Annotated in this window: 18 protein-coding genes; 11 read left to right on the top strand and 7 right to left on the bottom strand. The window is 68.0% G+C overall.

Features of this window, described 5'->3' with window-relative positions; translation table 11 throughout:
* The first annotated feature begins 140 nt into the window (after window positions 1-140).
* Window positions 141-1,475: an alpha/beta hydrolase family protein gene (locus C8E99_RS05400; protein WP_115931425.1), complete on the top strand. Its 1,335-nt coding sequence runs from the start codon at window positions 141-143 to the stop codon at window positions 1,473-1,475.
* A 58-nt stretch (window positions 1,476-1,533) separates the two neighbouring features.
* On the opposite strand, the gene C8E99_RS05395 is transcribed toward C8E99_RS05400, so the two are convergent.
* The gene (locus C8E99_RS05395; RefSeq protein WP_170144533.1) at window positions 1,534-3,582 is read right to left on the bottom strand and encodes a M3 family metallopeptidase; all 2,049 of its coding nucleotides are present in this window, start codon (window positions 3,580-3,582) and stop codon (window positions 1,534-1,536) included.
* 236 nt (window positions 3,583-3,818) lie between these two features.
* Here C8E99_RS05395 and C8E99_RS05390 point away from each other — a divergent pair, with 236 nt between their 5' ends.
* The 7 genes from C8E99_RS05390 (at window position 3,819) to secF (ending at window position 10,674) form a co-directional block, all read left to right on the top strand.
* Window positions 3,819-4,574 carry a YebC/PmpR family DNA-binding transcriptional regulator gene (locus C8E99_RS05390; protein WP_115931424.1) on the top strand — a complete coding sequence of 252 codons (756 nt, stop codon included), beginning with the start codon at window positions 3,819-3,821 and terminating at the stop codon, window positions 4,572-4,574.
* Window positions 4,575-4,581: 7 nt separating this feature from the next.
* Complete coding sequence (gene ruvC / locus C8E99_RS05385) at window positions 4,582-5,283, top strand: crossover junction endodeoxyribonuclease RuvC (RefSeq protein WP_245952100.1); 702 nt, start codon at window positions 4,582-4,584, stop codon at window positions 5,281-5,283.
* Between the two features lie 117 nt (window positions 5,284-5,400).
* Entirely contained in the window at window positions 5,401-6,039 is a 639-nt protein-coding gene (gene ruvA / locus C8E99_RS05380) for a Holliday junction branch migration protein RuvA (protein WP_115931423.1), read from the top strand.
* Window positions 6,040-6,049: 10 nt separating this feature from the next.
* Window positions 6,050-7,165 carry a Holliday junction branch migration DNA helicase RuvB gene (gene ruvB, locus C8E99_RS05375; protein WP_115931422.1) on the top strand — a complete coding sequence of 372 codons (1,116 nt, stop codon included), beginning with the start codon at window positions 6,050-6,052 and terminating at the stop codon, window positions 7,163-7,165.
* Between the two features lie 174 nt (window positions 7,166-7,339).
* Window positions 7,340-7,828, top strand: a complete 489-nt coding sequence (gene yajC / locus C8E99_RS05370; protein WP_170144532.1) for a preprotein translocase subunit YajC — start codon at window positions 7,340-7,342, stop codon at window positions 7,826-7,828.
* A gap of 57 nt (window positions 7,829-7,885) precedes the next feature.
* Window positions 7,886-9,682 carry a protein translocase subunit SecD gene (gene secD, locus C8E99_RS05365; protein WP_115931420.1) on the top strand — a complete coding sequence of 599 codons (1,797 nt, stop codon included), beginning with the start codon at window positions 7,886-7,888 and terminating at the stop codon, window positions 9,680-9,682.
* Window positions 9,679-10,674 (top strand): protein translocase subunit SecF, encoded by a 996-nt coding sequence (secF, locus tag C8E99_RS05360; protein ID WP_115931419.1) that lies wholly within the window; start codon window positions 9,679-9,681, stop codon window positions 10,672-10,674. Before secD ends, secF begins: the two co-directional genes overlap by 4 nt.
* A gap of 220 nt (window positions 10,675-10,894) precedes the next feature.
* On the opposite strand, the gene C8E99_RS05355 is transcribed toward secF, so the two are convergent.
* Entirely contained in the window at window positions 10,895-11,116 is a 222-nt protein-coding gene (locus C8E99_RS05355; RefSeq protein ID WP_115931418.1) for a hypothetical protein, read from the bottom strand.
* On the opposite strand from C8E99_RS05355, the gene C8E99_RS05350 reads away from it, so the two are divergent.
* Window positions 11,100-13,370: a RelA/SpoT family protein gene (locus C8E99_RS05350; protein WP_115931417.1), complete on the top strand. Its 2,271-nt coding sequence runs from the start codon at window positions 11,100-11,102 to the stop codon at window positions 13,368-13,370. The genes C8E99_RS05355 and C8E99_RS05350 overlap by 17 nt on opposite strands.
* 81 nt (window positions 13,371-13,451) lie before the next feature.
* Here the strand turns inward: C8E99_RS05350 and C8E99_RS05345 are convergent, their stop codons facing one another.
* Window positions 13,452-14,159, bottom strand: coding sequence for a hypothetical protein (locus C8E99_RS05345; RefSeq protein ID WP_147301181.1), 708 nt, complete (start codon window positions 14,157-14,159; stop codon window positions 13,452-13,454).
* A gap of 117 nt (window positions 14,160-14,276) precedes the next feature.
* Window positions 14,277-15,869: a DUF349 domain-containing protein gene (locus C8E99_RS05340; protein ID WP_425452916.1), complete on the bottom strand. Its 1,593-nt coding sequence runs from the start codon at window positions 15,867-15,869 to the stop codon at window positions 14,277-14,279.
* A gap of 330 nt (window positions 15,870-16,199) precedes the next feature.
* Between C8E99_RS05340 and hisS the strand changes: the two genes are divergently transcribed.
* A complete protein-coding gene (gene hisS, locus C8E99_RS05335) occupies window positions 16,200-17,564 on the top strand; it encodes a histidine--tRNA ligase (protein ID WP_115931415.1) in 1,365 nt (454 codons plus the stop codon).
* A gap of 8 nt (window positions 17,565-17,572) precedes the next feature.
* On the opposite strand, the gene C8E99_RS05330 is transcribed toward hisS, so the two are convergent.
* The 3 genes from C8E99_RS05330 to C8E99_RS05320 all read right to left on the bottom strand — a co-directional run bounded on the left by C8E99_RS05330 (window position 17,573) and on the right by C8E99_RS05320 (window position 20,440).
* Window positions 17,573-18,010: a VOC family protein gene (locus C8E99_RS05330; RefSeq protein ID WP_115931414.1), complete on the bottom strand. Its 438-nt coding sequence runs from the start codon at window positions 18,008-18,010 to the stop codon at window positions 17,573-17,575.
* 287 nt (window positions 18,011-18,297) lie between these two features.
* Complete coding sequence (locus C8E99_RS05325) at window positions 18,298-19,482, bottom strand: M14 family zinc carboxypeptidase (RefSeq protein WP_245952098.1); 1,185 nt, start codon at window positions 19,480-19,482, stop codon at window positions 18,298-18,300.
* Between the two features lie 583 nt (window positions 19,483-20,065).
* On the bottom strand, window positions 20,066-20,440 hold the full coding sequence (locus C8E99_RS05320) for a hypothetical protein (RefSeq protein WP_170144531.1): 375 nt from the start codon (window positions 20,438-20,440) through the stop codon (window positions 20,066-20,068).
* Between the two features lie 183 nt (window positions 20,441-20,623).
* On the opposite strand from C8E99_RS05320, the gene C8E99_RS05315 reads away from it, so the two are divergent.
* Window positions 20,624-21,238, top strand: coding sequence for a recombinase family protein (locus C8E99_RS05315; RefSeq protein WP_211308989.1), 615 nt, complete (start codon window positions 20,624-20,626; stop codon window positions 21,236-21,238).
* Window positions 21,239-21,588 lie beyond the last annotated feature (350 nt).

Below are 21,588 nucleotides of genomic sequence, written 5' to 3'. Positions count from 1 at the left end.
CAACTGGCATCGGCCCGCCTGGGACGCGCACCGTCTGCGCACCGTCACGGCAACTCCGCGGTGGTCCTCCTGGTAGCCCGCTTGGCGGCCCGTCGGGTACCCGGCTGGCAAAGGTGGGCCGGACGTGGACAGAATGGGGCATGACCTCCCGCCCTTCCCGCTCCTCCCGCTCGGCGAGCCGCCGCACCAAGATCCAGAAGTCCATCGGCCAGGCCGAGCCGGTCATGCGGTGGTCCTCCCTGGCTGCCGTAGGCGGAGTGGTGGCCGGCTCGGTGGCGGCCGGGACCGTGTCCGGACTGGCCGGGCTCTTCGCCCGCACCGTGGTCACCCCCGTCAAGACCCCGGCCGAAGACCTCGAGGTCCTGGCGGTGGTCCAGGGCGCCTCCGGCCTGGAGATCATCCTGCCCGTGACGGCGGAGACCACCGTCCCCGGGACCTACTCCCTGGTGTTCGACGGCGGCGCCGGGATCGCCCGCATCGGTGCGGTCACCTCGTTCGACCCGCGCGACGGCACGGTCCAGCGGGAGGTCGAGGAGGTCTACAGCGGTGACCTGCACCGGGCCGTCCGTGGCCGGTGGACCGGATTCGTCTACCCCGAGCCGCGCACCCTGGGCTACGAGACGGAGGACGTGAGGATCCCGGTGGAGAACGGCACGGCCCCCGCCTGGCTCGTCCGCCCGGAACCGTCCCCGGCCGCCGATGACGCCGCGGCCCGGGCGCCCCGGCTCGCCGGCGAGGGGGTGTGGGCCATCATGGTCCACGGCCGCGGCTCCAAGCGGGCCGAGGGCATCAGGGCCATCGGCACCGCCCGGGCCCTGGGGATGACCTCACTGCTGATCTCCTACCGCAACGACGGTGAGGCGCCGGCGGCCGGGGACGGGCGCTACGGCCTGGGCAGCACCGAGTGGAAAGACGTCGAGGCGGCCGTGGCCTATGCGCTCGAACAGGGCGCCCGCGAGGTGGTCCTGTTCGGCTGGTCCATGGGCGGGGCCGTGTGCCTGCAGATGGCCGACCGCTCCGAGCTGTCCTCCATGGTCGCCGCCATGGTCCTGGACGGGCCCGTCATCAACTGGATCGACGTGCTGGCGCACCAGGCCCGGCTGAACCGGCTGCCGGACGCCGTGGGCCGGCTGGGGCAGTGGCTCATGAGCAACAAGGCCGGACGGTGGGCCACCGGACTTGCGGCACCCGTGGACCTCAAGGCGATGGACTGGCTGTCCCGGGCGGACCACCTGCGGGTGCCGACCCTCATCCTCCACTCGGAGGACGACGACTTCGTCCCGGTGGGTCCGTCCATGGAACTCGCCGCCAAGGTCTCGCAACTGGTCACGTTCGTCCGGTTCCACCTGGCGCGCCACACCCGTGAGTGGAACGTGGACCCGGAGAAGTGGGACCACGCCGCCCGACTGTGGTTGCACGCCGTGCTGACGTCACCGCGGCCCGGGCTGGCCCAGCTCACGGCCTCCTCCGCCTGAGCTGGGCCGCGCGCGGGCTACGCCACCGGGCTCAGCCGCGCAGGTTGGGCCCCCGAGCTCAGCCGAGCAGCCCCCGGCGCCGCAACAGGTGCTCCGGGTCCGCATCGCCGCCGCGGAAACGGCGGTAGGACTCCATCGGGTCACGCGTGTTGCCGCGGGCGAGCAACTCGGAGCGGAAGCGCTCGCCGTTCTCCCGGCTCAGCCCGCCGTGGGCACGGAACCACTCCACGGTGTCCGCGTCCAGGACCTCGGACCAGAGGTAGGAGTAGTACCCGGCCGCATACCCGCCGCCGAAGATGTGCTTGAAGTAGCTCGAGCGGTACCGGGGAGCCACCAGGTCCGGGTCCAGGCCAGCCGCCCGCAGCTGATCGGCTTCGAAGGCCAGCGGCTCCTCCACCGTGGTGCCCGGTGCCAGGGAGTGCCACGCGAGGTCCAGCATGGTCGCCCCCAGGTACTCCGTGGTGCGGAAGCCCTCGCCCCACAGGGAGGAGGCCTCGATGGCCGCCAGCACGTCCGGGTCGATCACCTCACCGGTCCCCACGTGCCGCGCGTAGGCGGAGACGATCTCCGGCCAGTACATCCACATCTCGTTGACCTGCGAGGGGAACTCCACGAAGTCGCGGGGAACGGCGGTCCCGGACAAGGTGGCGTATCGGCCGGAGGACAGCAGGCCGTGCAGGGCGTGGCCGAACTCGTGGAACAGGGTGTTCACCTGGTCCACCGTCAGCAACGCCGGTTCCCCGGCCGCCGGGCTCGGGATGTTCAGGTTGTTGCTCACCACCGGGCGCTCGCCGAAGAACGTGGACGCGTCCCGGAACGAGTTCATCCAGGCTCCGCCGGACTTCGTGGGGCGGGTGAAGAAATCGCCGACGAACAACCCGAGCCCGGTGCCGTCGGCCTCCCGCACCTCCCAGACACGGACATCCGGCTGGTACCCGTGCAGGTCGGGGCGCTCGCGGAACGTGATGCCGTACAGCGCCGTCGCAGCGGCGAACACCCCCTCGGTGAGCACACGATCCAGCTCGAAGTAGGAGCGCAGGGCTGAGGTGTCCACGCGGTACCTCTCCCGCTCGATACGGGCCGCGTAGAAGGGCCAGTCCCAGGCCTGCACCGGGTGGCCGGCCTCGGCCTCGATCTCGGCCTTCTCCCGGCGGGCGTTCGCGGTGGCCGCCGGGATGATCCGGGCCAGTAGGTCGCGGACGGCGTCCAGGCTGGGGGCGGTCCGGTCCTGCAGCGCGTAGTCGGCCCAGCTGGAGAAGCCCAGCAGGCCGGCCTTCTCGGCGCGCAGACCGGCCTGCTCCACGGCCAGGTCGAGGGCGAAGTTCTCACCGGGGGTGGTGCCGCGTTGCCAGGCGGACTCGTGGACGCGCCGGCGCGACTCCGGGTTCTCGAGGGTCTCCAACCAGGGCTGGGAGGTGAACATGGACAGCGTCAGGAGGTAGCCGGCGTCGTGCCCAGCATTTCGGGCCGCGGCGGCGGCTGAGGCGAGGTCCTGCTCCGAGAGCCCGGCCACCTCCCCGGCGGAGCCGAACCAGACGGCCGAGGCGGTGTTCTCCGCGACCATGCGGCGCCCGTACTGGGAGGACAGCACGGCGAGTCGCTCATTGATGGCCGCCAGACGGACCTTCGCCTCACCGCCGAGGTCCGCGCCGAGCAGCCGGAAGGTCTTGAGGGTCTCCTCGGCCAGCCGACGGTCCTCGGCCTCCAGCCCGCCGTTGCCATCCAGGTCCACCCTCGCCAGTCGGCCGTAGAGGGCCGCATCGAGGTGGATGGCGTCCCAGTGGGCGGACAACTCGGGGCTGATCTCCTCGTCGATCTCCTGCCGGGCCTCGGTGCCGTCGGCGGCTACCAGGTTGGAGAAGACCTGATGTACCCGGCGCAGCAGCTGCCCGGAGCGCTCGAAGGCGAGGAACGTGTTCTCGAACGTCGGCTCGGCGGGATCCGCGGTGATCGCCTCGAGTTCGGCGCGGTGCTCGGACATGCCGGCACGGAAGGCGGGCAGGAAGTGCTCGTCGTCGAGGGCAGCGAAGTCGGGGAGCCCATAGGGCAGCGGGGACGGTGCCAGGAGGGGATTGGTGCCGGTGGCGGAGGGGGTCTCGGTCGTCATAGTCAGCAACTGTTTCACATCTGGAGTCCGCTGGACAGGGCCCGGCAGAATGGACCATCCACTCCGTGTCCCGCACGGAAGGGGGCACCGGCGGCTCCTCCCGTAGAATCGAAGCCAGACTTCTGCCGGCAGCGGCAGGGCCCGGCGCAGCGGCGCCCGGACCAGGACGAACCCGATCATCACCAACAGCCGATGCGGGCCGTGCTCCGGCATGGCCGGGTCGGAGAGGAGAGCACGTGGCAGGGCATTCCAAGTGGGCGACCACCAAGCACAAGAAGGCCATCATCGACTCGCGGCGCGCCAAGGCCTTCGCCAAGTACGTCAAGGGCATCGAGGTGGCGGCCCGCGCCGGAGGGCCCGACCTGGTCGGCAACCCCGCCCTCGAGCTGGCGGTCACCAAGGCCAAGAAGCAGTCTGTGCCCAATGACAACATCGAGCGCGCCATCAAGCGCGGTGCCGGCCTGACCGGTGAGGTCATCGAGTACACGGAGATCATCTATGAGGTCCGCGGGCCCCAGGGATCCGCCCTCATGGTCGAATGTCTGACGGACAACAAGAACCGTGCCGCCGCGGACGTCCGCACCGCGGTGACGCGCAACGGCGGCACCATGGCCGACTCGGGCTCCGTGGCCTTCCTGTTCAACCGCACCGGCCTGGTCCGGTTGCCGGCCGAGGGGCACACCGAGGACGACATCCTGATGGCGGTGCTGGACGCCGGAGCCGAGGAGGTCATGCAGTCCGGGGACTCCTTCGAGATCCTGTGCGACCCCTCCGACCTGCGTGCCGTGGCCACCGCCCTGGACGAGGCCGGGATCGAGTACGACACGGACGAGATGGAGTTCGTGGCCACCATGAAGGTGGACCTGGACGCCAAGGGTGCCAAGACGTACTTCAACCTGGAGGACGCCCTGGAGGACCTGGACGACGTGCAGAGCGTCTATTCCAACGTGGACATCTCCCCGGAGGTCCTCGCTCAGCTGGACGAGGACTGATCCGCCCTTGACCGTCAGCCCCGGGAGCGGAGCGCGCCGGGCGCCGAGTCCGCTGCGGGTGCTCGGTGTCGATCCCGGCCTGACCCGCTGCGGCATCGCCGTGGTGGACGTGGCGCCCAACCGCACCGCCACGCTGGTGGCGGTGACGGTCGTCGGCTCCCCGGCCGAACAGTCGCTCGACCTGCGGCTGCTCGCCATCGACGAGGCCATCAACGAATGGCTCGACCGCCACAGCCCGGACCACGTGGCCGTGGAGCGCATGTTCGCGCAGAACAACACGCCGACCGTGATGGGCACCGCCCAGGCCTCCGGCGTGGTCATCGCGGCGGCCGCCCGGCGCGGCATTCCGGTGGCGCTCCACACCCCCTCCGAGGTGAAGGCCGCGGTCACCGGCAGCGGCACCGCGGGCAAGGACCAGGTCACCGCCATGGTCACCAGGATCTTGCGCCTCGACGCCCCGCCCAAGCCTGCCGATGCTGCTGATGCCCTCGCCCTGGCCATCACCCATGCCTGGCGCGGCGGGCTGATGGGCGGCGGGCTGGAGACGGGCAACCTCACCAGCCCCCAGCGCGCTTCGCGTTTCCCGACGCCGGCCGGCGGCTCCGGCGGTCACCGCACCGGGGGATCAACGCCGGCCCAGCAGGCCTGGCTCGCCGCCGAGCAGCGAAGCCGGGGCTCGAAGGGCTGGAGCGGCGGTTCCCGGATCTGAATCCCGCTATGGGCTAGGGTCTTCGTAGATACGTTCGAACCGAGGGGCTGTCCGGGCACCCGTCCGGCTGTCGTCCGTCTGCTGTCCGTCTGTTGTCCCGAGAAGAGCGAGTTGAGCATGATTTCGTCCCTGACCGGCACCGTGGAATCCGTGGGGTTGAACCACGCCGTCCTCACCGTGTCCGGCTTCGGCATGCGGTTCTCCGCCACCCCGCAGACGCTGGCGGGGCTCCACCTGGGGGAGGCTGGGCGGGTCCTGACCTCCATGGTGGTGCGTGAGGACTCGATGACCCTGTTCGGCTTCGCCACGGAGGACGAGAGGGACGTCTTCGAGGTGCTGCTCGGGGTCTCCGGCGTCGGCCCCCGGCTGGCCCTGGCCGTGCTGGCGGTCCATGATCCGGAGGCGGTCCGCGTGGCGGCGTCCACGGGGGACGACAAGGCCTTCACCAAGGTCCCGGGCATCGGCCCCAAGGGCGCGCGGCGCATCGTCCTGGAGTTGACGGACAAGCTCGTGCCCACGGGCGCGCCGGCTTCCGGGGTCGAGGACCAGCCAGCCCTGGCCGGCTCCATGCCGTGGATGGATCGCGTCCTGGAGGCACTGACCGGCTTAGGCTGGACGGAGAAGGACGCGGAGAAGGCAGTCCGGGACACCATCCGGCATGAGCCCGAACTAGAGGAGTCCGGCACGGTGGCCAGCGTGCTCAAGTCCACACTTCGCCACCTCGGCCAGGGGCAGTCCGCCCGGTCGGGCCGGTAGGGGGTAGCACATGACGCAACAGCCAGACGGCCGGCTCGTGGCCGGGGCAGCTGAGGGTGAGGAGCGGGAGCTCGAGACCGCCCTGCGTCCCAAGAACCTCGACGACTTCGTGGGTCAACAGCGGGTCCGCCGGCAGCTCTCACTGGTCTTGGAGGCCGCCCGGCTGCGCGGCCGCACCGCTGACCACGTGTTGATGTCCGGGCCGCCCGGTCTGGGCAAGACCACGCTGGCCATGATTATCGCCGGGGAGATGAACGCGCCGCTACGGATCTCGTCCGGCCCGGCCATCCAGCACGCCGGTGACCTGGCCGCCATCCTGTCCTCTCTGACGGAGGGGGAGGTGCTGTTCCTGGACGAGATCCACCGGATGTCCCGTCCGGCCGAGGAGATGCTCTACATGGCCATGGAGGACTTCCGGGTGGACATCGTGGTCGGCAAGGGTGCCGGCGCCACCTCCATCCCCCTGGAGATCCCGCCGTTCACGCTGGTGGGGGCCACCACCCGCGCCGGGCTGCTGCCCGGGCCGCTCCGCGACCGCTTCGGCTTCACCGGCCATCTCGAGTTCTACAGCACCGAGGAACTGGAGCTGGTGCTGCGCCGATCCGCCCTGTTGCTGGACATGAAGGTCAACTCCGCTGGATTCACCCAGATCGCCAGCCGCTCCCGGGGGACACCCCGCATCGCCAACCGGCTGCTGCGCCGGGTGCGCGACTGGGCCCTGGTGGGTGGGCTGGAGCAGGTGGACTCACGCGCCGCCTCCGCCGCCTTGGAGATGTATGAGGTGGATGAGAAGGGCCTGGACCGTCTCGACCGTTCTGTGCTCGAGGCCCTGTGCCGCAAGTTCGCCGGGGGACCGGTGGGCCTGTCCACGCTGGCCATCGCCGTGGGGGAGGAGACCGAGACGGTGGAGACCGTGGCGGAGCCCTTCTTGGTGCGCGAGGGCCTGCTGGGGCGGACCCCGCGGGGCCGGATCGCCATGCCCGCGGCCTGGGAGCACCTGGGCCTGGTCCCGCCCCCCGATTCTCCGGGGGCGGCGTTCTGGATGGTGCCGACACCTTCTGATGCCGGTGCGGACTCCAACCGGCCGGACAGTGCTGACGAGGCCGACACGCTGTTTGATCCCTGACCTCGGGTTGGTCCCTGAACTCGGACCCTGATTTCTGTCCCCGGGTTCGAAGTGTTTCTGGGAAATCGGTGAACAATGTGCCCCGGGAGGGCGCGTCTGAACGGCCGGTGTGAACCTACCCGTAGACTAATCGGGTTGTCCTGTGCCCCGACTCTGGAATGTGGTGTCCCCGAAGTGACCCAGCTGATCGCCCCCCCAACTGCCTCGCTCGTCGCCGAAGGCGCCAACGCGGAAGGTGGTGGCGGCCTGCCGTTCGACCCCTTCCTGCTGATCATGCTCGCGATCTTCGCGTTGCTGATCTTCAGCATGTTCCGCCGCAGCAAGAAGGCTCAGCAGCAGCAGCAGCAGCTGCACCAGTCGCTCGGCCCCGGTGTTGAAGTCATGACCACCATGGGCCTGTACGGCACCATCCTGTCCGTGGACAAGGACGAGAACAAGGCCGTCATCGAGATCTCCCCGGGTAACACGGCCACCGTGCACCTGCAGGCCATCGGCAAGGCTGTGGATCCCGCCGCCGGTGCCGCCGTGGTCGACGAGCCGGAGACCACCGTCCCGGATTCCCCGGCCGGCCTGGAAGAGGCCAACGGTGGGACCGACCGCAACGAGACCGATGGCAACGGCCCGGACGACCAGCGTCCCGGCACGGATCGCCCGTCTGCCTGACGCCGTCTGACCCAGACGCACTCCCTCGCACCGTGAACCCGAAAGCCGTAGCCTTCCATGTCTGATAAGACCCCCCGGGGACGCGCCAAGCGCACCCTCTGGTGGCTCGCTGGCCTGATGGTCGCCCTGGCGGCGATCCTCGGTGTCGGCGTGGCCACCGGCCAGGCCCAGCTGGCCCCCAAGCTCGCCCTCGACCTGGAAGGCGGCACCCAGATGGTGCTCGCCCCGGAGGTCACCGGTGGCCAAGAGGTGTCCGCGGAGCAACTCGACCAGGCGGTGGAGATCATCCGCCAGCGGGTGGACGGCTCCGGTGTCTCCGAGGCCGAGATCGCCACCCAGAGCGGTCGCAATGTGGTGGTGTCCCTGCCCGGCGTCCCGGACCAGGAGACCCGTGAGCTGATCCAGGCCTCCGCCAACATGGAGTTCCGCCCGGTCATCACCATGGGTTCCTTCACCGCGACGCCGGAGGACCAGCGGACGCCGGCGGAGGAATTCCCGGAGCCCACGGCCGAGCCCGAGAACGGCTCGGACCCGAATTGGATCACTCCGGAGCTGGCCGCGGAGTTCGAAGCCTACGACTGCCCCGCCGTGCTCGAGGACCCGAACCGGGAGTCGCTGCCCACGGACGAGGCAGCCATTGTCTGCGATCCGAATCAGGGCGTGAAGTACATCGTCGGACCGGTCGAGGTCCCCGGCACTGACATCGCCGACGCCGACTACGGCCTGGTCAACACGGCCACCGGCGTGTCCACCAACCAGTGGGCCGTGAACCTGACCTTCAACAACGCCGGCACGGACGCCTTCCGCGAGGTGACCCAGCGCCTGACCCCCTTCCAGGAGGGCGACCCGCGCAAGCAGTTCGCCATCGTCCTGGACGGCATGGTCGTCTCCGCGCCACAGTCCCAGGCCGTCATCACCGACGGCCGGGCCCAGATCTCCGGCAACTTCACCGAGGAGTCGGCCGCGGCCCTGGCCGAGCAGCTGAAGTACGGCGCGCTGCCGATCAGCTTCACCATCGAGTCCGAGCAGCAGATCTCCGCCACCCTCGGTGCCGACCAGTTGCGCCTCGGCCTCATCGCCGGGCTTATCGGCCTGGCCCTGGTGGCCGTGTACTCGTTCTTCCAGTATCGCCTGCTGGGGCTGGTCACCATGGCCTCGCTGGTGGTGGCGGGGGTGCTGACTTACCTGGCGATCGTCCTGTTGGGCTGGTCGGACAACTATCGGTTGTCCCTCGCCGGTATAGCGGGTCTGATCGTGGCCATCGGCCTGACGGCGGACTCGTTCATCGTCTACTTCGAACGCATCAAGGATGAGTTGCGCAACGGGCGCAGCCTGGCGGAGGCCGTGGAGTACGGCTGGCTCCGGGCCAAGCGCACCGTGGTCGCGGCCAAGGCCGTCAACCTGCTGGCCGCCGTCGTGCTGTACTTCGTGGCGGTGGGCAACGTGCGCGGGTTTGCGTTCACGCTCGGCCTGACCGCCGTGGCGGACCTCGTCGTGGTCTTCATGTTCACCCACCCGGTGCTGCAGATGCTGGCGAACACCCGCTTCTTCGGGGGCGGGCACAAGTTCTCCGGACTCGACCCCTCGCTGCTTGGCCGCGAGCCCCTGTACCAAGGCGCCGGGAAGATCCGCGAGTTCAGGCCGGCCCCGGCCGCGTCCTCCGGCAAGTCATTGAAGACGAGCCAGAAGTCCTCCAAGGAGGCAGCCAAGCGGCAGACGATCGCCGAACGCCGGCGGGCGGAGCAGCTCGCGGCGCTCGGCGGCTCCAGCGCCGCCGACCCTGCAGTCGAATCGGCAGCCGACTCCGCCGGCGGCAGTACCACCTCGACCGATCGGACGGAGGAGCAAAAGTGAGTGCACTGGCCACCTGGGGCAACAAGCTCTACACCGGCAAGCGTTCCTATCCCTTCACCACGAAGTGGAAGACCTGGTTCTCCGTCGCCCTGATCATCCTCGTGGCGGTGGTCGGCCTGACCCTGGCCCGCGGCGGCTTCAACCTCGGCATCGACTTCCGCGGCGGCTCGGAGTTCACCGTCTCCGCGGTGTCCAACACGGACGTCGCTCCCGGTGAGGACGCCGTGCAGGATGCCGTGCCGGAGGCCGAGGCCACCGTCACGAACATCGCGCCGGGCACCATGCGGATCCAGACGGACCTGCTGGACGACGATCAGACCCTGGAGGTCGCGGCGAACTTGCAGACGGCCTACGGGGTCGATCAGGACCAGGTGACCTCCAACTTCGTGGGTCCCACCTGGGGCCAGGGGGTGACGCAGCAGGCGCTGCTCGGCCTGGTCGTCTTCATCGTCCTCGTGGCGTTGCTGATGGCCGTCTACTTCCGCACCTGGAAGATGTCGCTCGCCGCGGTGATCGGGCTGCTGTACGTGGTGGCGGTGACCGCGGGCATCTATGGTGCCACCGGCTTCGAGGTCACCCCGAGTGCCATCATCGGCTTCCTGACGATCCTCAGTTATGCGCTCTATGACACGGTGGTGGTCTTCGACAAGATCCGGGAGAACACGGAGCACAACCTCGAGGAGACCACGCGGACCTTCCGGGAGAACGTCAACCTGGCGATCAACCAGACGCTGGTCCGGTCGATCAACACCTCCGTGGTGGCCATCCTTCCGGTGGCCTCGATCCTGTTCATCGGCGCGTTCCTGCTCGGTGCCGGCACGCTGCGTGACATCTCCCTGGCCATCTTCGTCGGCATCATCGTGGGCACCCTGGCCACGATCTTCATCCAAGCGCCGCTGTACGCGTTGCTGCGCAAGGGCGAGCCGAAGATCCAGGCCAATGACGCCAAGGTCCTCGAACGGCGCGAAGCGGAGACGTCAGCTGCGGCCTGACCTGCGCTGATCACCTCTGGTGGCCGGTACTCTGACTGCAGGGTACCGGCCACTTCTGGTGGTGGCCCTAGAATGGATCACTACCCGTTGAGGGTTGAGCACAGCGGTAGCGCACGAGATCTGCGCTGACCGCGGGAAGGACGGCAGCCATGGGTTCTGAGTCAGAACGGCCGCGCCCGGCCGGCCCGGGGGCCGTCCCCCACCCCACACCCAACCAGACCTATTCCTCGGCCGTGCCCAGCGGGCCGAGCGAGGACACGGAAACCGAGGGGTCGACGTCGGCCACCAGGACTGAGGCGTCCGCGGCGCCAGAGCGCACCCCCACCGCACCGGTCACGAGCCCGGTTCCCAGCACCTCGTCCACCACCCCGCCCGGTGCCCGGCCCAGCGGTCCGTCCGGTGCGGCGACCGCGGGCAGCCCGGCGGTGGGCGGTGCGATCATCTCACGGCGGCCCCGTAGCCGGCTGGCGCGGCTGACCGGCCGCGTCGCCAACGACTATTCGCCGATCCTGGAGCCACTGGTCCGGACCCTCAAGGTCCGCCAGCCGAAGGAAGATCTCGACCTGATCATCCGGGCCTTCGAGGTGGCCGAGAAGGCCCACGCGGGCCAGAAGCGCAAGAGCGGCGACCCGTACATCACCCACCCCGTGGCCGTGGCCACGATCCTCGCCGAGCTGGGCATGACCGGCACCACCCTGGCCGGGGCTCTGTTGCATGACACGGTGGAGGACACCAGTTACTCGCTGGAGCAGTTGCGCCGGGACTTCGGGGACGAGGTGGCCGTCCTGGTGGACGGGGTCACCAAGCTGGACAAGGTCAAGTTCGGGGACGCCGCGCAGGCCGAGACCGTCCGCAAGATGGTGCTGGCCATGGCGGACGACGTCCGGGTCCTGGTCATCAAGCTCGCCGACCGGCTGCACAACGCCCGCACGTGGCGCTATGTGGCCCCGGCTTCGAGCGCGCGCAAGGCCAAGGAGACCCTGGAGATCTACGCGCCGCTGGCCCACCGGCTCGGCATGAACACGATCAAGTGGGAGCTGGAGGACCTGTCCTTCGCAGCCCTGTACCCCAAGGTGTACGCGGAGATCGTGCGGCTGGTGGGGGAGCGGACCCCCGAGCGGGAGAAGAACCTGGCCGTGCTGCGCGGACAGATCGAGAAGGACCTCAAGGAGGCCCGGGTGCGGGCCACCGTCACGGGACGCCCGAAGCACTTCTACTCCATTTACCAGAAGATGATCGTCCGAGGGAAGGACTTCGACGAGATCCATGACCTCACGGGCGTCCGCGTGCTGGTCGACTCGGTCCGGGACTGCTATGGCGCGCTCGGTGTGCTGCACGCGAAGTGGAGTCCGTTGCCGGGCCGCTTCAAGGACTACATCGCCATGCCCAAGCTGAACATGTACCAGTCTCTGCACACCACGGTGATCGGTCCGGGCGGCAAACCCGTGGAGATCCAGCTGCGCACGCATGAGATGCACCGCCGCGCGGAGTACGGAGTGGCGGCGCACTGGAAGTACAAGGACCAGGCGGCCCAGGGTGCCCCGTCCAGTGGGGATCAGACCCCGGGATGGCTGCGTTCCGTCATGGACTGGCAGAAGGACACCACGGACCCGAACGAGTTCCTGGAGTCGCTGCGCGCGGAGATCGACGCGGCCGAGGTCTTCGTGTTCACGCCCAAGGGCGAAGTGATGGCCCTGCCGGCCGGCTCGACCCCCGTGGACTTCGCGTACGCCGTGCACACCGAGGTGGGTCACCGCACCATCGGCGCCCGCGTCAACGGCAAGCTCGTCCCGCTGAACAGCGAACTGCACCACGGCGACTGGGTAGAGATCTTCACCTCGAAGACCGAGGGCGCCGGGCCCAGCCAGGACTGGCTCGGATTCGTCCGCAGCCCGCGGGCCCGGAACAAGATCCGCCACTGGTTCTCGAAGGAACGCCGCGAGGAGTCCATCGAGAAGGGTAAGGAGCAGCTCACCCGCCAGTTGCGCAAGATGAATCTGCCCCTGCACCAGATGATGGCTTCGGATTCGCTCACCGAGGTGGCGGGGCAGCTGAACCTGCCGGACATCTCCACGCTCTACGCCTCCATCGGGGACGCCAACGTCTCCGTGCAGAACGTGATCGAGCACCTGCAGAAGCTGCATGCGGTGGAGGAGGAGACCGAGGAGTCCCTGGACACCTCCGCGATCCCGATCACCCGCATCGCTGCTCCGAGCAGGCAGTCGGACTCCGGGGTCATGGTGCAGGGGTCCGGCGACGTGATGGCCAAGCTGGCCCGCTGCTGCACCCCGGTGCCGCCGGACGAGATCATCGGCTTCGTCACCCGTGGCTCCGGCGTGTCCGTGCACCGCACCGACTGCAAGAACATCGACCACCTCAGGGAGGAACCGGACCGGATCGTGGAGGTCTCCTGGGCCCCCACGCAGTCCTCGGTGTTCCTGGTGGAGATCCAGGTCGAGGCGCTGGACCGCAAGTCCCTGCTCTCGGATGTGACACGGATGCTCGCGGAACACCACGTCAACATCCTCTCGGCATCGGTGAACACCTCCCGGAGTCGGGTGGCCATCAGCAAGTTCGTCTTCGAGATGGGGGACCCGAAGTACCTGAGCCACGTGCTTTCCTCGGTGCGGCGCATCGACGGGGTCTATGACGTCTACCGCACCGCCGGTCAGAGCCGCCCCATAGCGGAAGACTGAGGCCGGCCGAGGACTGAGACCGGCGGAGAGCTCGGGCTGACGGAGAGGTCAGACAGATGGAGACCACAGGCCGACTGAACCTCAAGCCGTCAGCAGGCGCTCCAACGCCCGCCGGGCTGAAGCCATGCCGGGACGCCTCCGGCGAGATTCGAACCGGTCCCGGAGCGCCGACGCATCGGTCAGCGGCAACAGGCGCGTCGCCGCGGTCATCGCCGCCGCCGCCCGGCGAGAGTCCCCGGCACGGCGCAGCAGATCCTCGATGGTCCGCTCCACACTCGTGCACGGCAGCCCGAAGATATCTGCGACGTCGACCGGCTGGCCAGCGGCGTCAGACTGCTCCAACCGCAGTCCGACGGACAGCGGCTGCAGCGGGATCCGGTGGAAACGCTCCACGGAGGCCTCCAGCACCGCCGGTGGCGGCCCGCCCGAGAGCACCCAGGCCGCCGTCAGGCCCATGGCCGCCCATCGGCCCGAGATGACGGGCGCCGCGAGCCGGAGAACCGCCGCCGCCCGCATCCCGGCAGCCCCCATCCTCGGTGCCGCTGCCCCCGAACTGACCTGGTCGGCCTCCACGTACAGATCACCGATGAGGTGGACGATCAGTCCGGAGAGCTCCATGCCCCGGAGCTCCGGACCGGCATAGGGCAGTCCGGGCACCAGGAACTCCACCGGCGCGGGGCCAGGGTTCGCCCCGGTCGGTCCACCGGTGAGCTGGGCGTTGGAATCAGCAGGGGATCCAGCAGCGGAACCACCAGGGGATTCAGCACCGGGTGCAGCGGTCAGGGTCACCGTCCCAGCGTGGCAGAAACAGTGGTGGCCCGGCACGGGGCCGGGCCACAACTGTGGACAATGCAAGGACTCAACGCGGGAATCCACACGGGTATCCACGCCACGTCGGCGCAGGGGTCAGCGCAGTCCCTGGGCCGACTTCTGCAGGGTCTCGAGCCACATCTTGCGGGCATCGAGTGCTTCCTGCGCCTTGGCGATGGCCTTGGCGTCACCCTTGGACTGGGCCTTCGTCAAGTCATCCTCGAGTTCGGCGACCTTGTCCTCGAGCTGGGTCAGGGCGGAGTTCGTCCGGGCCTTGGTCTCGGGGTTGGTCTTGCGCCAGTGATCGTCCTCGGCGGACTTCAGGCCTTCCTCCAGCTTGCGGAACGCGGACTCCATGCGGGTGACGTCCTTGCGGGGCACCCGCCCGGCGTCCTCCCAGCGACCGCGGAGATCGTTCAGGACCTTGCGAGCGGCCTTGACGTCCTTCACGGGCAACAGCTTCTGGCCCTCGGCCAGGATCTGCTCCTTGACCTTGAGGTTCTCGCCGTATTCCTTGTCGATCTCGTCGTTGGTCGCCTTGCGGGCGTTGAAGAAGACGTCCTGCGCAGCACGGAAGCGGGCCCAGAGGGCGTCGTCCTCCTTGCGGGAGGCGCGCGGGGCGGCCTTCCACTCGTCCATGAGATCCCGGTAGGCACCGGCCGTGGGTCCCCAGTCGGTGGAGGTGGAGAGGTCCTCGGCGCGGGCGATCAACTTCTCCTTGGCGGACTTGGCCTTGGAGTTGGTGGCGTCCAGCTGGGAGAAGAATGCACGGCGGTGCTTGTCGTGCGTGGTGCGGGCGGTGCGGAATCGCTTCCACAGGCCGTCCTCGACCGATTTGCCGAGGCGGGGACCGGTCTTCTGTGCGGCCTTCCAGCTCTCAAACAGCTCGGCCATGCGGGCGCTGGCCTGCTTCCACTGCACCTGCTGAGGGTCCTTCGCGGCCAGCTCCTCGGCTTCGGCCACGATCGCCTCGCGGGTGGCCAACTGCTCGGCTTGGGCCTTCTCCAGGGCCAGCTTCTCGGCCAGCTTGAGATCGTCCAACCGGGTCTGCAGGGCCTCGACGCGGGCGCGCAGAGCGGGCATGTCGCCCACCATGCCGCGTTCGCCGATGGTCTGGCGCAGGTGGCCCAGGGTCTTCTGGATCTCGCCGGCCGGTGCACCCGTGGCCACGCGCTGCTCGAGGAGCATGACCTGGGAGACGACCTCGTCGTACTTGCGGCTGAAGTAGGCGAGGGCCTCGTCCTTGGTCCCGTCCGGGAACTGGCCGACCGGGTGCTCCTCGGCGCCGTCGATCAGGATGACGTGGCCGTCGTCGCTGACCTTGGCGAACTTCGCGGCGTCCTCGAGGGGGGTCGTGAAGCTCGGGGCCGGCATCGGCGAGGCGGGGGCGGTGGCCGAGGTGGCCTTCCCCTGGCGAGCCGGGGCGGCGGGCCGCGGCAGGTTGGAGGGCTTCGGGGCCTTGCCGGGCTTCGGCGCGGCGGGGGAGGGGGCCTGCTCGCTGGGCGTGGGCTCGGCGGCGGACTGCGCCGTGGGGGCCTTGTCGGCCGGGGCCTCTTCGGTGGACGACGCCGGCTCCGGCGTGGGCGCCTCCGAGGTCACCTCGTCGCTGGGCGCGGGATCAACCGAAGGCGCCTCGGTCGCCTCAACGGAGGCCAGCACGGCCTCGGTCTCCTCCTCGGCGGCGGACACCTCTTCCTCGACCGGGGTCTCGGTTGGCACGGCGGACTCAGCGGGCTCGGCGGCGGGTTCGGTCGCCTGCTCTGCTACCTGCTCCGATACCTGTTCCGAAACCTCTGGGGCGGACTGCTCGGACGCTGCCACGGGGGCCTCGTCGGAGGTCTGCTGGGTGGACTGCTGATCGTCGGATTCTTGACTGGTGGTCACCGCTAGAACTCTCTGCTGGTGCCCTGCACCGGCGCGCGGCCGCAGGGAATAGTGGATACGGTCACGTCCAGCGTACCGGCTGGACCTAGAATGGGGAGCCGAATGTCCCCCAGCAGTTCCAACAGAAGGTGGCCCATGTCCCGCAAGGCATCCCTGTCCGGTTTCCACGAGTGGCTCCCCGCCGAACGGATCGTGGAACAGCATGTGCTGGACACCCTGCGGAACACCTTTGAGTTGCATGGATTCTCCTCCATCGAGACCCGCGCCGTGGAGACCCTCGGGCAGCTGCTGCGCAAGGGCGAGATCGACAAGGAGGTCTACGCCGTCTCGCGTCTGCAGGCCGACACGGATCAGGGAGCAGCGCGGGCTCAGGATTCTCAAGACCCGAATCGCTTGGCACTGCACTTCGACCTGACGGTGCCCTTCGCCCGCTACGTGGTGGAGAACGCCGGGCACCTGTCCTTCCCGTTCCGCCGGTACCAGATCCAGAAGGTCTGGCGTGGTGAGCGTCCGCAGGAGGGCCGCGCCCGCGAGTTCACCCAGGCGGACATCGACGTGGTCGGGGATGGCACGCTGCCGTTCCGCTCGGATGTGGACGTGGCCCTGGTGATGGCCGAGGCCCTCGGAGCCCTGCCGATCGGCGACTTCACCATTCGCATCAACAACCGCAAGCTCGCCGAGGGCTTCTACCGTGGGCTCGGTCTCGAGGACACCGCCGGGGTGCTGCGCAACATCGACAAGCTGGAGAAGATCGGCGCGGACGAGGTGTCCCGCCTGCTCCAGTCCGAACTCGGTGCCACCGAGGACCAAGCCGCGCAAGCCCTCGCCCTGGCTGCCATCCGCACCGAGGACACGTCTTTCGTGGAGCAGGTCCGCGCCTTGGGGGTGACCCACGAGCTGCTGGAGGAAGGGCTCGAGGAGCTGGCCGGCGTCGTCGGGGAATTGCACCGCCGCGCTCCCGGACGCGCCGTGGCGGACCTGTCCATTGCCCGCGGCCTCGACTACTACACGGGGACGGTCTACGAGACCGTGCTGGTGGGCCACGAGCAGCTGGGGTCCATTTGCTCGGGCGGCCGCTATGACGCTCTGGCGTCCAAGGGAAATCGCACGTTCCCGGGCGTCGGGCTCTCGATCGGCGTGACCCGACTGATGATGCGGATGTTCTCCCAGGACATGGCGCGCGCCTCCCGTTCGGTGCCCACAGCCGTCTACATCGCCCTGACGCACGACGACGACTGGTCGGCCGCCCAGGACACCGCGCAGTTCCTGCGCGCCCGGGGGATCCCCGCCGAGGTGGCGGTGTCCGCCGAGAAGTTCGGCAAGCAGATCAAGTACGCGGACAAGCGCGGCATCCCATACGTCTGGTTCACCTCCGTGGGGGAGGACGGGGCGGCGACACACCAGGTCAAGGACATCCGTTCCGGAGAACAGGTGGACGCTGACCCGGCCACCTGGACGCCCCCGGCCGAGGACCTACGGCCTCAGGTCCTGGAGAACTGAGCTCCGGGTCAGGACTTCGTCAGCTCCTGGGCGAGCATCACGAGGATGCCGCTGGGGCCTCGGACGTAGGTGAGCTTGTACACGTCCTCGTAGGTCGCCACGCCCCGGAGCGGGTGGCAACCGTGCCGCGCGGCGATCTCGAGGGCCTCGTCGAGATCATCCACGGAGAAGGCGACGCGGTGCATCCCGATCTCGTGCGGCTGGGTGGGTTCCGTCTCGATGGCCTCGGGGTGGAGGTACTCGAAGAGCTCGAGGCGGCCGCTGCCGTCCGGCGTCTGGAGCATGGCGATGTTGGCGTGATTTCCGTCCAGGCCGACGGCGGTGTCCGCCCACTGACCACTGACCGTGTCCCGTCCCAGGACGATCAGTCCCAGGTCGGTGAAGAAGGCGATCGTCGCCTCCAGGTCCCGCACGGCGATGCCGACGTTCTCGAACTTGATGGACATGAGTTGGATCCTGGAGTAGAGGGGGGAGGAAGGAGATCCGGTGATCCGGCCTGGAATCGCCATGATCTCACCCCATGGCTGCGGCGGGATAGATCTGCCGACATCCATAACAGGTCTGGTGTCAGCGAGTCATAGTGGACCTGTTCCCCATCCTCCCGTGTGTGAACCAGTGCGTGCGTCTCGCCGAGCTCTGCGCAGGACCGACCGAGGTGCCCGTGCCCGGTAGGGACAGGCACCTCGGTCATGATCTCGGCGATCAGAGCCGGGAGGGGACCGTCAGGCACGCCTCAATCACCAGAGGCGGTGTCCCAGCCGTAGTCGGGGTAGTCGAAGAAGTCATCTCCATCGAGGGTGTTGACCGACCCGTCGGCCATGGCCTTGATGATTGACATGAGCCCGGTTTCGACAGTCTTCACGAGCATCCCCTTCTGCTTCTGTCCGAAGGACTGTGTTTGTCCGCGCACTTCGAACAGCACCGATGCTGAGCCGTTGAGTGCGAACGCGGACCGCCCCTGGCCGGCGAACTCTCGTTCTTCCGGGTGTAGGTAGCGGACAACGCCGGCCAGCGGAGACTGGGCACCGTAGCTGTCCGTGAGGCCGTCCATGGCGGCCAATGCGTAGCGGCGTGACTTGTCCTGGTCCAACAATGGGTAATCATCCAAGTAGGCGGCGCCGTCGTTCACGCCCAGTGGTGGATAGTCGATGGCCACGGTCACCTGTTTGCCATCACGGGGCCCGCCTGTCGTCTCGTTACAGGGCCCCATGTGGTGCAGGTCCACCACGGCTGCCACGCTTCCAAATTCCTCCTGTAGGGAGACGTAGAGGTCGCGCACGGCGCGGGACTCGGGGTTGAGGTAGAAGCCGGCGTCCGTCTGCGCGCCCGGCATGTCCTCGGGCTGGGGGACGTAGTCAAGGTCGGGGTGGAAGTCGCGGTTCAGGTCGAAGCCGGGAAGGTCCCCGGAGCGGTAGTACCAGGCTGGAGTGGCACCCGCGAGCTGTGGGAACTGGGCCTCGGTGTCTGCCCAGGAGACGTCATTGACTCGCCGGTTCAGTTCGAGGCCGTCAGGGTTGAGCATCGGAATGGACACGAACGTGACCTCGGAGCGGATGCGCTTCGCCTCGGGACTGTTGCCAGCGAGCGTCTTGAGAAGGCTCAACTGGGCTTCCACCCCGGTCCGTTCGTTTCCGTGGATGGCTCCGGTTACCACGATGACCTGGGGGCCGGTTCCCACGCGGGCTGCCATGATGTCACGGTCCCGATGGGTCGTGCCGATCGACTCTACCCCGACCGTTCCGCCGCTGGCCTGTGCCAACCGGTCCAGTTCTCGTTTCATCTCGGAGTAGCTGGTCCAGCCCGCCGTCGAGGGATTCTCCACCGGCGAGCACGTTCCCAAGCCTCCATCCTGTCCTCGTTCGCCGGTGACGGCCACCGGCGTGGCCGTGGCCGGCCCGCCGAGCATGGCACTGGCCACCAACGCTGTACTGGCCAAGGCAATGCCCCAGGACCGGCGGTGCCGTTGCCGGCTCTTCCTTCTTGACGGTGAGGACTGCAAGTGCGAGGTGATGACATTTCGTCGCATGGACTCTCTCAACTCTCTCTGATCAGGGATGACGAAGCCGGGGATATGTTGAGACGGTGGGTGTGAGCTAAGTTACGGGGGCATGGTCATTTGCGCCAGACTTTTGCCAGTTCAGGGAATTCCTCATCGGGCTGGTCAGTCCGACTCGTCGTGGCGTTCGAAGCTCGGCTCGAAGCAAGCTCTGAACGGGCATTACTGGCCCAAGATGCGATGCGGGCGGCCGAACGGGAACTGTCCTTGCTCGTCAACGAGGCGGTAGCCGCGGGAATTTCAGTGTCCAAGGTTGCGGCTTTGGCGCGAGTTACGTCCGACGATATTCACCGAGTCCTAGAGACGGGTGGACTCTACTGATCGATCCGAGGTGACGGGTTCATTGCGGCCGTGTCGGTTGTGGATAGGTCCACGGGAAATTTGGGGTCGTCTTCGGGGTTGGCAGAATCGGCGCATGCCGCGAAAGCCCCGAGGAATCTGGCCCCTATCTGCAGACTGCCGGAATGTCGTCCATCGAAGTGATGGGGGAAGCCCCTCGTCCGCCTGGCTGAGACTCGCACCACTCTACGGTGACGCCGTGATAGATCACCCATACGACGGGCAGCGAAGCTAGCCCGACCAGGGTGATCGCCAACCCGGCCGTGATCCACGTCCTGCGGACATTGAGGCTGCGGTGCATTGCAATGCAGGTCAGAAAACCTGCCAAGTACAAGACCAGCAAGAGTATGGATGCCCATGTCTGCCCCCAGGCGATACCCGTCCTGGCGAGTGAGATCACCGAGCCGACAACGAAGGAGCCGACCAGAATCGCGGGCGCCACGGCCAGCACGCAGATAACGGTGGCCAGCACCAGGGTCAACACTGCCCAGGTGCACCGTCGTGTTGTCTTCGCCGGGGTTGCTCGTCACAGGCTGATGCTACTGCGAGTTTTCTCTTGTAGTTGGAGGTGCGGGAGCGACTTACTGGTGGAGTCGGGTGCTGCCCGATGCTCGAGTCGGCCGCATGCCGCAGCCGGGACGGGCCTAGCTTCTGGAGGTGCGCCATGAGCGCGCTGCTTGTTGGGTACGCCCGATGCTCCACCGATCAGCAAGACCTGACCGCCCAACGCGACGCTCTTCTCGGCCTGGGCGTCGAGGCTGAACGGATCTATGTTGATCATGGCCTGACCGGTACTAATCGTGAGCGACCTGGATTGCGAGAGGCACTAGCCGCCTGTCGGGCCGGGGACACCTTGGTGGTCACCAAGCTCGATCGCCTAGCCAGGTCTCTTCCCGATGCTCGAGCGATCGCTGACGAACTCACGGCCCGTCAGATCAGCTTGAGTTTGGGCGGGTCGGTCTATGACCCCACCGACGCAGTTGGCCGACTGCTGTTCAACGTCCTTGCCATGGTTGCGGAGTTCGAGTCCGACCTGATCCGGCTCCGCACCCGCGAGGGGATGAAGGTGGCGAAGGCCAAGGGTCGTCTTCGTGGCAAGCAGCCCAAGCTCAACGGCCGTCAGGAAGCTCACCTCGTGTCCCTGGTGCACAGCGGAGAGTACAGCACTGCCGAGGTCGCCGAACTCTTCGGTGTCGGTCGTTCGACCGTCTACCGTGCTATCGAACGGCAACGCGTCGAAGCCAGAGCCGGCCAGGTGGAGAAAACAAGTAGGCGCTGACACGAATTCAGGGCGCCGGCCGTTCCGATTACGGTACAACTGTGGGTCGGCGCACGCACAATCACCGTCCGCGACGGCCCCCACCGCACAGAGTTTCTGGTCTGGAACAAGTTCCAACCCAGCCCAACCGCCAAAGCCGCCCTCCACCTGCTGACATGATCCAGGGAGACGCCTTCCCGTAGCGGGATCGGCTTACGGGCCAGTGGTGGGGTGTCGCACGTAGGGTAAGCAGATGGTTGCGGACGCTGATGCGCTGTTGGTCGGACCTCGTGGACGACGACTGTGCCTTGAGATGGCAATGGATTTGAGCCCTGAGGTCAGGGTTGCCGCGTTCTGGCTCGCCCATGACC

Source organism: Citricoccus muralis (assembly GCF_003386075.1).
In the GTDB taxonomy this organism is placed as follows: domain Bacteria; phylum Actinomycetota; class Actinomycetes; order Actinomycetales; family Micrococcaceae; genus Citricoccus; species Citricoccus muralis.
The sequence above is the reverse complement of the archived record's forward strand: the minus strand, read 5'-3'. Positions and strand labels throughout refer to the sequence as shown.

Coding starts and splice junctions, on each gene's coding strand:
- C8E99_RS05400 (WP_115931425.1), top strand. CDS start 141: ATGACCTCCCGCCCTTCCCGCTCCTCCCGCTCGGCGAGCCGCCGCACC.
- C8E99_RS05395 (WP_170144533.1), bottom strand. CDS start 3,582: ATGACGACCGAGACCCCCTCCGCCACCGGCACCAATCCCCTCCTGGCA.
- ruvA (WP_115931423.1), top strand. CDS start 5,401: ATGATTTCGTCCCTGACCGGCACCGTGGAATCCGTGGGGTTGAACCAC.
- ruvB (WP_115931422.1), top strand. CDS start 6,050: ATGACGCAACAGCCAGACGGCCGGCTCGTGGCCGGGGCAGCTGAGGGT.
- secD (WP_115931420.1), top strand. CDS start 7,886: ATGTCTGATAAGACCCCCCGGGGACGCGCCAAGCGCACCCTCTGGTGG.
- C8E99_RS05355 (WP_115931418.1), bottom strand. CDS start 11,116: ATGATCGCACCGCCCACCGCCGGGCTGCCCGCGGTCGCCGCACCGGAC.
- hisS (WP_115931415.1), top strand. CDS start 16,200: ATGTCCCGCAAGGCATCCCTGTCCGGTTTCCACGAGTGGCTCCCCGCC.
- C8E99_RS05330 (WP_115931414.1), bottom strand. CDS start 18,010: ATGTCCATCAAGTTCGAGAACGTCGGCATCGCCGTGCGGGACCTGGAG.
- C8E99_RS05315 (WP_211308989.1), top strand. CDS start 20,624: ATGAGCGCGCTGCTTGTTGGGTACGCCCGATGCTCCACCGATCAGCAA.